This window comes from Agrobacterium sp. rho-13.3 (assembly GCF_033957765.2).
Taxonomy (GTDB): Bacteria; Pseudomonadota; Alphaproteobacteria; order Rhizobiales; family Rhizobiaceae; genus Agrobacterium.
This window is the reverse complement of the sequence record NZ_CP192774.1, coordinates 1,172,889-1,185,166: the sequence shown is the minus strand read 5'-3', so window position 1 is coordinate 1,185,166 and position 12,278 is coordinate 1,172,889. Positions and strand designations below refer to the sequence as shown.

General features: G+C 56.3%; 14 protein-coding genes. 10 read left to right on the top strand and 4 right to left on the bottom strand.

All coding sequences use genetic code 11. From position 1 onward, the window contains the following. Positions 1–56: 56 nt before the first annotated feature. Entirely contained in the window at positions 57–443 is a 387-nt protein-coding gene (locus RMR16_RS05910; protein ID WP_320199914.1) for a MerR family transcriptional regulator, read from the top strand. Positions 444–448: 5 nt separating this feature from the next. Here the strand turns inward: RMR16_RS05910 and RMR16_RS05905 are convergent, their stop codons facing one another. Both RMR16_RS05905 and RMR16_RS05900 read right to left on the bottom strand, forming a co-directional pair. Further along, positions 449–1,417, bottom strand: coding sequence for a heparan-alpha-glucosaminide N-acetyltransferase (locus tag RMR16_RS05905; protein WP_320199915.1), 969 nt, complete (start codon positions 1,415–1,417; stop codon positions 449–451). Between the two features lie 80 nt (positions 1,418–1,497). Then, complete coding sequence (locus tag RMR16_RS05900; RefSeq protein ID WP_320200110.1) at positions 1,498–2,184, bottom strand: DUF599 domain-containing protein; 687 nt, start codon at positions 2,182–2,184, stop codon at positions 1,498–1,500. A 523-nt stretch (positions 2,185–2,707) separates the two neighbouring features. Here RMR16_RS05900 and cobU point away from each other — a divergent pair. The 5 genes from cobU to ccoP all read left to right on the top strand — a co-directional run bounded on the left by cobU (position 2,708) and on the right by ccoP (position 6,795). Further along, the gene (gene cobU, locus RMR16_RS05895) at positions 2,708–3,232 is read left to right on the top strand and encodes a bifunctional adenosylcobinamide kinase/adenosylcobinamide-phosphate guanylyltransferase (protein WP_320199916.1); all 525 of its coding nucleotides are present in this window, start codon (positions 2,708–2,710) and stop codon (positions 3,230–3,232) included. A gap of 165 nt (positions 3,233–3,397) precedes the next feature. Continuing rightward, a complete protein-coding gene (gene ccoN, locus RMR16_RS05890) occupies positions 3,398–5,020 on the top strand; it encodes a cytochrome-c oxidase, cbb3-type subunit I (protein ID WP_320199917.1) in 1,623 nt (540 codons plus the stop codon). 12 nt (positions 5,021–5,032) lie between these two features. Further along, positions 5,033–5,764: a cytochrome-c oxidase, cbb3-type subunit II gene (gene ccoO / locus RMR16_RS05885; RefSeq protein WP_320199918.1), complete on the top strand. Its 732-nt coding sequence runs from the start codon at positions 5,033–5,035 to the stop codon at positions 5,762–5,764. A 12-nt stretch (positions 5,765–5,776) separates the two neighbouring features. After that, positions 5,777–5,929 (top strand): cbb3-type cytochrome c oxidase subunit 3, encoded by a 153-nt coding sequence (locus tag RMR16_RS05880; RefSeq protein ID WP_320199919.1) that lies wholly within the window; start codon positions 5,777–5,779, stop codon positions 5,927–5,929. Between the two features lie 2 nt (positions 5,930–5,931). Then, on the top strand, positions 5,932–6,795 hold the full coding sequence (gene ccoP, locus RMR16_RS05875) for a cytochrome-c oxidase, cbb3-type subunit III (protein ID WP_320199920.1): 864 nt from the start codon (positions 5,932–5,934) through the stop codon (positions 6,793–6,795). 54 nt (positions 6,796–6,849) lie between these two features. Here the strand turns inward: ccoP and RMR16_RS05870 are convergent, their stop codons facing one another. Beyond that, positions 6,850–7,200, bottom strand: coding sequence for a VOC family protein (locus RMR16_RS05870; RefSeq protein WP_320199921.1), 351 nt, complete (start codon positions 7,198–7,200; stop codon positions 6,850–6,852). An 11-nt stretch (positions 7,201–7,211) separates the two neighbouring features. After that, a complete protein-coding gene (locus RMR16_RS05865) occupies positions 7,212–7,610 on the bottom strand; it encodes an SRPBCC family protein (protein ID WP_320199922.1) in 399 nt (132 codons plus the stop codon). A gap of 119 nt (positions 7,611–7,729) precedes the next feature. On the opposite strand from RMR16_RS05865, the gene ccoG reads away from it, so the two are divergent. From ccoG to ccoS, 4 genes are read left to right on the top strand one after another with little or no spacing between them, the layout of a single operon-like run. Continuing rightward, a complete protein-coding gene (ccoG, locus tag RMR16_RS05860) occupies positions 7,730–9,316 on the top strand; it encodes a cytochrome c oxidase accessory protein CcoG (RefSeq protein WP_320199923.1) in 1,587 nt (528 codons plus the stop codon). After that, complete coding sequence (locus RMR16_RS05855; protein ID WP_320199924.1) at positions 9,313–9,813, top strand: FixH family protein; 501 nt, start codon at positions 9,313–9,315, stop codon at positions 9,811–9,813. Before ccoG ends, RMR16_RS05855 begins: the two co-directional genes overlap by 4 nt. Further along, the gene (locus tag RMR16_RS05850; RefSeq protein WP_320199925.1) at positions 9,810–12,083 is read left to right on the top strand and encodes a cation-translocating P-type ATPase; all 2,274 of its coding nucleotides are present in this window, start codon (positions 9,810–9,812) and stop codon (positions 12,081–12,083) included. Before RMR16_RS05855 ends, RMR16_RS05850 begins: the two co-directional genes overlap by 4 nt. Next, complete coding sequence (ccoS, locus tag RMR16_RS05845; RefSeq protein WP_320199926.1) at positions 12,080–12,235, top strand: cbb3-type cytochrome oxidase assembly protein CcoS; 156 nt, start codon at positions 12,080–12,082, stop codon at positions 12,233–12,235. Before RMR16_RS05850 ends, ccoS begins: the two co-directional genes overlap by 4 nt. Positions 12,236–12,278 lie beyond the last annotated feature (43 nt).

Here is a 12,278-nt window from a genome sequence, read left to right as displayed (position 1 = left end):
AAAATCCGGAAAGCGCCTGTCATTTTCGGTCCGATGCTCCAGAATCGGATGAAGCCTTGAACAAGTATTATAGCATTACGGAATTGACGCGTGAATTCGGGGTTTCCACCCGCACTCTTCGTTTTTACGAGGATGAGGGGCTGATTCATCCTGAGCGCCGTGGGCGCACCAGGCTTTTTCGTATGGCGGATCGAAGGCTCATTCAGGAAATCCTGCGCGGACGCCGCATTGGCTTCACCATCGCCGAAATCCGGGAAATCATTCAGGTCTACAAGGAGCCACCGGGTGAATCCGGCCAGCTTGAAATGCTGATGAAGAAGGTGGACGAGAAACGTGCCGACCTTCGCCAGAAGCGCAAGGATATCGAAGAGACATTGATTGAACTGGACAATGTCGAGGAGGCCTGTCTGACGCGCCTCGCTGAAATCGGTGTTGGAACCTAATATCCCTACTGAAGCTCCCTTGAGCATTGCGCGGCAATCTCGCCGATCTTCGTTTGTTGATCGGGCGAAAGGCTATTGGCCATCATAGGGTCGAAAAGGTTTTCGGCTTGTGATTTCTCCAGCGTGCAACCGCAGAAGCTCTGGCATATCTCAAGACCGTTCTGCTGCTGGACGCAGCTTGCTTCGCAGCTCTGCTTGTATGCCTCGACCTGATCGACAGGTGCGGGAGGCACAATGAGTGACGCCAGATATACGATGCCAAGCAAAACCGGTTGGTGGACGATGTAAAACAGCAGGCTGTGACGACCAAACAAAGCGAGCGGGTTTTTCTGTGCGCTCGGCGTTCTAAAACGGTCCAGCCAGCCGCGTGGCGGGACGAATTGCGACACAGCCAGCCCCAGCAAAAATGGTGCGAGAAACGGCAAAACCGGCACGTAATCGTTGGACCGGGGAGGGGCAGTGGAAAGGCCAATCCACGACAGCCAGATTGGGTTGAAGGCATCTGAGCTGAGGTAGCGCGGCGCAATCAAAGCCAGTGCGGCAACAATCAGCGTAATGAGCGTTGGAAGCCGTAGAAAGAGCAGGCCGATCAGGCTTGCAGCGGCGATGTTGTGCAGAATTCCGAAGAAAATCCAGCCATCGGGCACCGCGAAGAACGTCGCGACCGAAATCAACAGCGCGGCACCCGCCACCATGGCGAAACGTTTGCCGAAGGATGGCCAGTTTATGCCACGGCGGTGTGCGAGGTAGAGGCTGAAACCGGCGAGAAACAGGAATGAACTTGCGATGGCGCGGGCGTAAATGCGCCACCAGCCCTGCGTGGCCGTACCGGGATCGAGATACCCGAACATCTCCAGATCCCAGGTAAAATGGTAACTTGCCATCGCAATGAGCGCGACACCACGAAGTGTATCCAGCGCGCCAATGCGGCCCTTCGACTTTGTTTCCGTTGCAATTGCCGGAGCGTCACTCATTCATCCGTCCTTTTGCAACGGTTATATCTGTTGCCAGCGCTTCGCCTGCGAACTGCGGCGATTTCATGGCGGTTGTTCGGCTAAAGGTCATCCATGATGGCGCGACGCGCCTCTGAGAAGAACTGTCGGCGCAACAGCGCGACTGTGATGATGACCGTCGTTGCAATGAAGACGTAAGGACTGATGAACCAGCCGAGATAACCGATGGACAGGAAAATGGTTCTGAGGCCATCGTTGAAATTTTTCGCGGCGATGACATTCATGCGGATGACGTTTTCCGCCGCATGTTCGGCAGCCTTTCTGTTTGCGTTGGTTTCATGCAGCATCGGCATCGCACCAAACAGAATGGTGCAATAGTTGAACAGGCGATAAGACCAGCCGAACTTGAAAAAGGCGTAGCCAAACAGGCATGTCAGCCCGATAACCTTCATTTCGAAGGCCGTGCGACCGGCATATTGCACGAATGGCATGTCGCGAAACACCGATTCCACCCGGTCTGTCGCGCCCAGCAAAGCAAAACAGCCACCGATGGCGAAGATGGAGGTGGACGCAAAAAATGCCGTGCCGTTTTGCAAGCCCGCCATGATCTGGGTGTCGATCATTTTAAGATCACGGGTCAGCGAATTGTATATCCACTGGCGACGACGCTCTCCCATGGCCTGATTGAGACTGGTGCGGGAAAAGGGTGTCTTTGCGGTGGTGACGTAGGTGTAAAATGACCAAAGCACCACAAAAACGATGAGCGCGACATAATCCATGGTCATCATCATAGTTGCTTATCCCCTGGCTGGTTGCCCCGAATCTTTTGCGCAATATTGATGCGATTTCAACGCAAGGCAATCTGGCTGAAAAAATCATCCTACAGGAATGCTTTTAATGGCTTGTGATAACGATCCGGTAACGATGTGCCGCTATGACTTTGCCTGCACACCGGATTTGGTTTTGCGTACCGGTGTTGCTTTACCCTTGTATTTTTAGGGTTCAAAGCCGCGTTTGCATTGATTTGCGGCGCGGTTTTTGCTTGCCAAAATTGACAAAACCAAACGCTGGCCTTACCCTCTCTTGCACGATCCGGCGCTTTTGTGGTTGGACCTTTGCCGACATGTCCGTATGGTACGGGCGGGTAAAGAAGCCCTTTTACATTATCGTGTCAGCCTGGCATGATCGACCGGGAGAACGCCTCCATATCTACGAATCGTTCTCTTTTCATGCTCTCCGCTTCACGACGTGCGACATATGTTGCCTTGGCTGCCGGATCGTCCATCTCCCCTTGTTCAAATGGTAATTTTCATGGCTGAGGCGTCTCGCGCGATTCTGGTTCTGGGCGGCGCCCGGTCGGGAAAATCCGCCTTTGCCGAGCAGATGGTTCTTTCTTCCGGCGGTGCTGCGCATTACATCGCGACGGGTCGTGCCTGGGATGATGAGATGCGGGATCGCATCGCCCACCATCAAGAACGGCGTGGCGATCTCTGGACGATCCACGAAGAACCTTTTGCGCTGACGGAGACGCTGAAACGACTGGACCAGCCCGGCAACATGATACTCGTTGATTGCCTGACGCTTTGGGTTACGAACCTGATGCTGGAGGAAGCGCTTTCGGTGGAGGATGCTTTCGAACCTCTCGTGAAGCACGCCGCGAACGCACAGGCACAAATCGTTTTCGTTTCCAACGAGGTTGGTCTTGGGATCGTGCCGGAAAACCGTATGGCGCGGGAATTTCGCGACCATGCAGGCCGCCTGCATCAGCAGATCGCTGCCGTCGCCACGGACGTTTATTTCATAGCCGCAGGACTACCCCTGAAAATGAAGGGGTAGCGCGCTCCCGTCGCGTCTCTTCGCGGGCATCAACTTGATTTGGATCAAGGCTGTTTTCCCCCAGCGGTGGCAAAGCTGCAAACGACGCGAAAGCACGTTTGCCGCCTTTTATCGGTGGTTCGTTGGCCCGCGTCATATCTGCGATGACGTTGGGGGAAACCAACAATGAACTCTATTTTTGGAACTGCGATGGTGGCCGCGGGGGCCTTTCTCGCGTTGCTGGGGGCGGCCTTCGCCCACGATGATCTTTTTGCCGCCCATATGTGGGTGCTGTTTTTCGTGCTGCTGGTCGGCACGGTTATCATGTTGCGCCGTGTGTCCTTCGCACCGGCCCATCCAGTCTCGAAAGAGCGGCTGGAATCAGAATATTTCGATGAGGTCATTCGCTACGGGGTGATTGCCACGGTTTTCTGGGGCGTTGTCGGTTTTCTGGTCGGCGTGATTATCGCCCTGCAACTGGCCTATCCCGATCTCAACATCGAGCCTTGGTTCAACTTCGGCCGTGTTCGCCCGCTGCACACCTCTGCGGTCATTTTTGCCTTTGGCGGCAATGCGCTGATCGCGACGTCGTTTTACGTCGTGCAGCGCACATCCCGCGCGCTGCTTTTCGGCGGCGATCTCGCCTGGTTCGTGTTCTGGGGATACAATCTGTTCATCGTCATGGCGGCGACGGGTTATCTTCTCGGCATCACGCAGGGCAAGGAATATGCCGAGCCGGAGTGGTATGTCGACATCTGGCTCACCATCGTCTGGGTCTGTTATCTCGCAGTGTTCCTCGGCACCATCCTGAAACGCAAAGAGCCGCATATCTATGTGGCAAACTGGTTCTACCTCGGCTTCATCGTCACCATCGCCATGCTGCACATCGTCAACAATCTGGCCGTGCCGGTCTCATTCCTTGGCGTCAAAAGCTACTCGGCTTTCGCCGGCGTGCAGGATGCGCTGACGCAGTGGTGGTATGGACACAACGCCGTTGGCTTCTTCCTGACGGCTGGCTTCCTTGGCATGATGTATTACTTCATTCCCAAGCAGGTGAACCGCCCGGTCTATTCCTATCGCCTGTCGATCATCCACTTCTGGGCGCTGATCTTCATGTATATCTGGGCTGGTCCGCACCACCTTCATTATACCGCGTTGCCGGATTGGGCGCAGACGCTGGGCATGGTGTTTTCCATCATGCTGTGGATGCCTTCGTGGGGTGGAATGATCAACGGTCTGATGACGCTGTCCGGCGCATGGGACAAGATCCGCACGGACCCCATCGTTCGCATGATGGTGATGGCGGTGGCTTTCTACGGCATGGCGACCTTTGAAGGTCCAATGATGTCGATCAAGGCCGTCAATTCGCTCAGCCACTATACGGACTGGACAATCGGCCACGTGCACTCTGGCGCACTCGGCTGGAACGGCATGATTACCTTTGGCGCGATCTATTATCTGACGCCAAAACTCTGGGGGCGGGAGCGGCTTTACAGCTTGGTTATGGTCAACTGGCACTTCTGGCTCGCAACACTTGGCATCGTCGTTTATGCCGCCGTCATGTGGGTTGCCGGTATCCAACAGGGCCTGATGTGGCGTGAGTATGATGCACAGGGCTTCCTCGTTTATTCCTTCGCTGAAACCGTGGCAGCGCTGTTCCCCTACTACTTGCTGCGTGCGATCGGCGGGATGCTGTTCCTCGGTGGCGCACTGATCATGGCCTACAACGTGACGATGACCATCCTCGGTCATCAACGCGATGAAGCGGGCTTCAAGACTGCGGCGCCTAAGCTGCAACCAGCAGAATAAGGAGTTTCAACGATGTCTATTCTCGACAAACATGGCGTCATCGAACGAAACGCGACCTTGCTGCTCGTTGGTTCTCTGTTGGTGGTGTCCATCGGCGGTATCGTGGAAATCGCGCCGCTGTTCTATCTCGAAAACACAATCGAGAAAGTGGAGGGGATGCGGCCTTATTCGCCGCTGGAGCTAGCCGGGCGCAACATCTATATCCGGGAGGGCTGTTACGTCTGCCACAGCCAGATGATCCGACCGTTCCGGGACGAAGTGGAGCGTTACGGCCATTACAGCCTCGCGGCGGAAAGCATGTACGACCACCCGTTCCAGTGGGGCTCCAAGCGCACAGGTCCCGACCTTGCCCGCGTGGGCGGTCGTTACTCCAATGAATGGCATGTGCAGCATCTGACCGAACCGCGCGCCGTGGTGCCGGAATCGGTGATGCCAAGTTATGCCTTCCTGAAGACCACACCGCTCAAGATCACCGATGCGTCGATGGAGCTGAAGGCCAACCGTGCGGTCGGCGTTCCTTATAGTGACGAGATGATTGAAAACGCCAATGCCGACCTGAAGGCGCAGGCTGATCCCAATGCCGATACTTCTGCTCTTGAGGCGCGTTACCCCAAGGCCAAGATCGGTGATTTTGACGGTGATCCGGTCAAGGTGACGGAAATGGATGCGCTGGTCGCTTACCTGCAAATGCTCGGCACGCTGGTCAATTTTTCGACCTATGACGATGCTGCCGGTTATCGATAAGGGAGCCGTGTGATGGAAACGTACACAGCCATGCGCCACTTTGCCGATAGCTGGGGTCTGCTTGGCATGGCCCTGTTTTTCGCCGGTGTCGTTGTTTTCACGCTTCGTCCGGGTTCGAAAAAACAAGCTGACGATGCCGCCAGCATTCCGCTCAAGGAGGACTGATCATGTCCGAAAAACACATTGACGACATTAGCGGCGTGGAAACCACCGGCCACGAGTGGGATGGCATCCGCGAACTGAATAACCCCATGCCACGCTGGTGGGTCTGGACGTTCTACGTCACAATTGTATGGGCCATCGGCTACACGATTGCGTTTCCGGCATGGCCGTTGATCAGCGGCAGCACGCAAGGTCTTTTAGGCTGGCACAGCCGCGCGGATTTTACGGCTGATGTCACCGACGCCAAGGCGGCGCAGAATATTTATCTAGAGAAGATCGCGTCGTCTTCGCTGGAGGACATTCAGGCCGACAGCGAACTCATGCAGTTTGCCGTGGCGGGCGGCGCTGCCGCTTTCAAGATCAACTGCGTGCAGTGCCATGGGTCTGGTGCGGAAGGCGGCAACGGCTATCCCAACCTCAATGATGACGACTGGCTTTGGGGCGGCGATGTGAACGCCATCCACACCACCATCACCCACGGTATTCGTTTTGCGGAAGACGGCGATACCCGCATTTCGGAAATGCCAGCTTTCGGGGAAATGCTGAAAAGCGACGAAATCCGTCAGGTCGCGGCTTATGTCGTCAGCCTCACAGGAACGCCGCGGGATGCCTCCATGGTGGAGCGGGGTGCCCAAATCTTCGCGGACAATTGCGCGTCGTGCCACGGTGAGGATGCCAAGGGCAATCGCGATATGGGCGCGCCGAACCTTGCCGATGCCATCTGGCTGAAATCACACGGTGAAGACGGCATCGTCGCGCAGATCAGAACACCAAAACACGGAGTGATGCCTTCGTGGGGGGAACGTCTTGGCGATACCACGGTCAAGCAGCTGACGCTGTTCGTGCATTCTCTGGGCGGCGGGGAATAGGGAGCGAGTGCCACCCGGAAAAGGAGAGGGCCGCGTGTTGCGGCCCTTTCTCGTTTAATTATCCGACCAAACGGCGAGTTCGTAGCCATCCAGATCGGTGAAGTGAAAACGCCGTCCGCCGGGAAATTCGAAAATCCGTGCGGTAATCTTGCCACCGGCATTTTCCACGCTGGTCTGAGCTGCGGAAATGTCATCTGCAAACAGGATGACGAGTGCGCCGCCCTTAGAATTGACCGGGCCTGTCGTCGTGAAGCCGCCCGTCAACCTGCCGTCTGAAAATTCGCAATATTGCGGACCGTAATCCTTGAACGTCCAGCCAAATGCAGCGCTGTAAAACGCCTTGGTCTTCTCAATATTGCTGACGTTGAATTCGATGTAATCGATTTTGCGGTTGCGGTCGCTCATTGGAAACTCCCTTATTCTTCCAGCAGTTTTTTAAGTGTCTTGAGATCGCCGAGAACCAAGCCCGCATCGCGCTCAAAATCCTCATCCGTCATGCCCGGAAGTTTTAGCACTGTAAACGCGATTTCCGCACCATCTCCGTTGGGCGTGACGCGCAGGGCGTTATAGACTTCCAGCCCGTCCGGCAGGGTCACAACGTGGTCGATGACGCCGTGATCATTCGATCTGGGGAATCTCACCCGCACATCGCCCAGCGGTCCGGAGGCGATCCAGTCATCTCCATTCTGGCTCAATCCGCTGGCCAGACCCGCAGCCCACAGAGCCATTTTTGCCGGATCGGATGCGAATGCGTACACGTCCTTCCAAGGCCGCTCTATGGAAAGATGGACGATGCGGGCTGTCATCACGCTCATTTTTTCCTCCAGTCGCAACACCATCTGGTCTGCGCCACTTTGTCCTCACTTGACCTAAATCAAGGATGGTTGCCCGGTGAGATGTCAAAAGGCAAGGGTAGAAACCGGACCCTGCGACCATGAACATTTACAGCGCTGGCAACAATGGCGAAGGCTTTGATACGGTTGAAAGACTGAATGCGGAGCCGGTCAATTCCGCCAAGATAAGACAGCCGCTTTATGAGGCGCGCAAGAAGATATTTCCCAAGCGCGCTGAAGGACGTTTCAGGCGGTTCAAGTGGATCGTGATGCTGATGACGCTCGGCATTTATTATCTGACGCCCTGGATACGCTGGGATCGCGGGCCTTATGCGCCGGATCAGGCGGTACTCATCGATATCGCCCATCGCCGTTTCTATTTTTTCTTCATCGAAATCTGGCCGCAGGAATTTTTCTATGTTGCCGGATTGCTGGTTATGGCCGGGTTCGGGCTGTTTCTTCTCACCTCGGCGGTCGGTCGGGCGTGGTGTGGTTATACATGTCCACAGACTGTCTGGGTCGATCTGTTTCTGGTGGTGGAGCGGGCGATTGAGGGTGACAGAAATGCGCGGATGAAACTGGATACCGGTCCGTGGACCTTCACCAAAATTCGCAAGCGTGTGCTGAAACATTCGGTATGGCTGGTCATCGGCGTGCTGACGGGCGGCGCGTGGATTTTTTATTTTTCCGATGCGCCGACGCTGGCGATGCAGTTTCTGACCGGCGATGCCGCGATGATCGCCTATTACACGGTCGCCACTCTGACGGCCACGACCTATGTTCTTGGCGGGCTGATGCGTGAGCAAGTGTGCACCTATATGTGCCCGTGGCCGCGCATTCAGGGCGCGATGCTTGATGAGCATTCTCTGGTCGTGACCTATAATGACTGGCGCGGCGAGCAGCGTTCACGCCACGCGAAGAAAGCCATCGCTGCGGGCGAGCCGATTGGCGATTGCGTGGATTGCAACGCCTGCGTGGCGGTCTGTCCCATGGGCATCGATATTCGTGATGGGCAGCAGATGGAGTGTATCACCTGCGCGCTTTGTATCGATGCCTGCGATAACGTAATGGACAAGCTTTCCAAGCCACGCGGGTTAATCGCCTATGCGACGCTGAGCGAATACGAGTCGAATATGGCGCTGGCGACCGGCAACGGCGCACATGAAATCCGCCCTTCGAATGTTCGTAAAGTCGATGGAAGCTTTGTCGATGCGATCAGGCACTTTGACTGGCACATCATCTTTCGTCCGCGCACCGTGTTTTACATGACGGTCTGGTGCCTCGTGGGCGTCGTGATGCTCGTATCGTTGGCGACGCGGGAGCGGCTATCGGTCAACGTTCTGCATGATCGCAATCCGCAATATGTGCTGGAATCGGATGGCTCGATCCGCAACGGTTATACCGTCCGGTTGCTGAACATGATCGCCCAGCCGCGCACGATTACGCTGTCTCTGGAAGGACTTCCCGATGCGGTGATGAAGATCAACGGCGTTGCGGATGCGCCCGCCCGTTCCTTCAGCATCGATGTGAAGCCTGACGAAGTCACCACTCTACGGGTATTCGTAACGCTGCCGAGCGGCGCCATTGGCGACACATCGGAAGATTTCGATTTCAAAGCGGTGGACGGCGAATATTCCGAAACTGCGCATTACAGGGCCGTGTTCAACGGGCCGGGAGCCAAGAAATGAGCGCTGAACCACGCGAAAAGCCAAGCTTTACTTTCACCGGCTGGCACATGCTGACCATCATGCTGCTGTTCTTCGGCACCATTATTTCGGTCAACGTGACGATGGCTTGGAATGCCGTAACGAGCTGGAGCGGGCTGGTGGTGCAGAACACCTATGTCGCCAGCCAGCAGTTCAACGGCAAGGCGGAGGCCGCGAAGGCGCGGGCGGCGAGTGGCATTGTCGGTAAGCTTCATATCGACGGGGATGTCATTGCCTACGAGGTGTCGCACCCAGAGCGTGGTGCCGTTGAAACCGACACGGTGACACTGAACTTCCGCCGTCCGGTGGGTGAAAAACAAGACTTTTCGCTGGTGCTGGAAAAGCAGTCTGCCAACAGGTTTGCCGCGCGGCATGATCTGGCGGCGGGTGACTGGATCGTCGAAGCTATCGCCGTGAAGGATGGCAAGATCATCGTTCATGAAGGCACCCGCATCGACATTGCCGGAGGTGTGAGATGAGCTGTTGCGCGCCGGGAGCGGAAGGTGCTCTGGAACAGGCCGGGTTGAAAAGAGCGCTGCCGTCTTCAGAAGAACTGATGCTGGCCAGCCGCGATCTGGGGCAGGGGTTGCGGCAGACTGATCTTTCCGTACCCGGTGTTTATTGCGGTGCCTGCATCTCCACCATCGAAAACGCGCTGACCAAAATGCCGGAGGTGGAGCGCGCCCGTGTGAACCTGTCTTCCAAACGGGTTTCCATTGTGTGGAAACATGAAATCGACGGCGTTGCGACGAACCCCGTGGACATCGCGAAGGTGGTGGCTTCGAGCGGATATGAGGCACATCTGTTTGGTTCGGGGGAGGACACGTCCGACGCGTTGCGCAATCAGTTGATCCGGGCTGTCGGGCTTACCGGCTTTGCGGCGGTCAATATCATGCTGCTGTCGATTTCGGTATGGTCGGGGGCGGATGCGTCCACTCGCGATATGTTCCACTGGATCTCGGCGCTGATTGCCGCACCCGCGCTGATCTATGGTGGGCGTTTCTTTTATCAATCCGCCTATAATGCGCTGAAACATGGACGCACCAATATGGATGTGCCGATCGCGCTGGCCATCACGCTTTCCTATAGCGTTTCGATTTGGGAAACGATGCATAGCGGCGAACATGCATGGTTTGATGCCACGGTGTCGTTGCTGTTTTTTCTGCTGATTGGCCGTACGCTGGATCATGTGATGCGTGACAGAGCACGTTCAGCCATTGCCGGACTGGCGCGGCTTTCACCGCGTGGTGCGACGGTTCTGTTGGAGGATGGTCAGCGCGAATATCGTTCCGTGACAGACATCATCCCCGATGACCGTGTGGTGATTGCCGCTGGCGACCGCGTGCCGGTGGACGGAAAAATCCTCAGTGGCAACAGCGATCTGGATGTCTCCATTGCCAATGGCGAAAGCGCACCGCGTGTGGTGCGGGCAGGCGATCTCGTTCAGGCCGGGACGCTTAATCTGACCGGGCCGCTGGTGGTGCAAGCCACGGCGCTGGCGCGTGATTCTTTCCTCTCCGAAATCATCGGTCTGATGGAAGCGGCCGAAGGGGGCAGGGCACGTTATCGCCGTCTGGCGGACCGGGCCGCGCAATATTACTCACCGGTCGTGCATGTGTTGGCGCTGATCTCCTTCATCGCATGGGGTGTCGTTGGCGGTGACTGGAAACAGGCCATGCTGATTGCGATTGCGGTGCTGATCATCACCTGCCCATGCGCGCTCGGCATTGCCGTGCCGGTGGTGCAGGTGGTTGCTGCAGGGCGGTTGTTCAAAAACGGCATCATGGTGAAGGATGGGTCTGCCATGGAGCGGCTAGCGGAAGCCAATACGGTTTTGTTCGACAAGACCGGAACACTGACGATGGGTGAGCCGCGGCTGGTGAACAAAGACATATCGACGGAGACGATACGACTTGCCGCTGGTATCGCTGTGAATTCAAGACATCCACTTTCGCAGGCGCTTTATCGCGCCGTGAGCGGTCCACTGCCTGTTTTCGATAACGTGGTGGAAATTCCAGGTTCGGGTGTCGAGGCCAAAACGTCGTCTGGCATTTATCGGTTGGGCAACAGGCGTTTTGCTTGCCCGGATATCTCAACGGAATGCGACAATCAGGCCGCAACTTCTGAAGTCGTACTCTCACTGGACGGACAGGAAATGGCGCAATTCCAGTTTGAAGACAGCGTTCGGCCCGGTGCCGCTGTGGCTGTTGCTCAACTTGCCCACAATGGATTTTCTGCCGAGATCGTGTCTGGAGATCGGCCGGCTGCTGTGGCCACGCTGGCGCAGCGTGTCGGTATTGCCATCTGGCAGGGCACTTTGGCACCCTCTGAAAAGGCAAGCCGTTGCGCCGCACTGGCAGACGCGGGACGCAAGGTTCTGATGGTGGGAGATGGCATCAATGATGCACCGGCCCTTGCATCCGCGCATGTTTCAATGGCACCTGCAACGGCGGCGGATATCGGTCGGCAGGCTGCGGATTTTGTGTTTATGCGTGATGACCTGCGCGCCGTGTCATTCGCTGTCGAAACCTCCAGGCAAGCCGGTCGCCTGATCCGCCAGAATTTCGCGCTGGCGGTTGGCTACAACATCATCGCCGTGCCGATTGCGCTGGCCGGATATGCCACGCCGATGATTGCAGCCATTGCCATGTCGACGTCATCGATCATCGTGGTTGCGAATGCCCTGCGGCTGAATGGTTTCGATAGGGCTAAAGCGACGACAGAGACGGGAAAGGTGAGTTTCGCATGAATATGCTGATATTCCTCATTCCTGTTGCCCTATTTCTAGGCGTCATTGGTTTGTTCGCATTCATGTGGTCGCTGAACAGTGGTCAATATGATGACATGGACGGTTCTGCATGGCGGGCGCTCGACGATGGAGACGACAGACCTGCTCAATAATTTCGTCCAACTATGCGCCCACCGCAAAGCTGAATTGCGTCAT

What these genes read in the sequence shown, in the direction of transcription:
- ccoN (WP_320199917.1), top strand. Translation starts at nt 3,398, where the DNA reads ATGAACTCTATTTTTGGAACTGCGATGGTGGCCGCGGGGGCCTTTCTC.
- ccoO (WP_320199918.1), top strand. Translation starts at nt 5,033, where the DNA reads ATGTCTATTCTCGACAAACATGGCGTCATCGAACGAAACGCGACCTTG.
- RMR16_RS05870 (WP_320199921.1), bottom strand. Translation starts at nt 7,200, where the DNA reads ATGAGCGACCGCAACCGCAAAATCGATTACATCGAATTCAACGTCAGC.
- cobU (WP_320199916.1), top strand. Translation starts at nt 2,708, where the DNA reads ATGGCTGAGGCGTCTCGCGCGATTCTGGTTCTGGGCGGCGCCCGGTCG.
- RMR16_RS05900 (WP_320200110.1), bottom strand. Translation starts at nt 2,184, where the DNA reads ATGATGACCATGGATTATGTCGCGCTCATCGTTTTTGTGGTGCTTTGG.
- RMR16_RS05855 (WP_320199924.1), top strand. Translation starts at nt 9,313, where the DNA reads ATGAGCGCTGAACCACGCGAAAAGCCAAGCTTTACTTTCACCGGCTGG.
- ccoP (WP_320199920.1), top strand. Translation starts at nt 5,932, where the DNA reads ATGTCCGAAAAACACATTGACGACATTAGCGGCGTGGAAACCACCGGC.
- RMR16_RS05905 (WP_320199915.1), bottom strand. Translation starts at nt 1,417, where the DNA reads ATGAGTGACGCTCCGGCAATTGCAACGGAAACAAAGTCGAAGGGCCGC.
- RMR16_RS05880 (WP_320199919.1), top strand. Translation starts at nt 5,777, where the DNA reads ATGGAAACGTACACAGCCATGCGCCACTTTGCCGATAGCTGGGGTCTG.
- RMR16_RS05850 (WP_320199925.1), top strand. Translation starts at nt 9,810, where the DNA reads ATGAGCTGTTGCGCGCCGGGAGCGGAAGGTGCTCTGGAACAGGCCGGG.
- RMR16_RS05865 (WP_320199922.1), bottom strand. Translation starts at nt 7,610, where the DNA reads ATGAGCGTGATGACAGCCCGCATCGTCCATCTTTCCATAGAGCGGCCT.
- ccoG (WP_320199923.1), top strand. Translation starts at nt 7,730, where the DNA reads ATGAACATTTACAGCGCTGGCAACAATGGCGAAGGCTTTGATACGGTT.
- ccoS (WP_320199926.1), top strand. Translation starts at nt 12,080, where the DNA reads ATGAATATGCTGATATTCCTCATTCCTGTTGCCCTATTTCTAGGCGTC.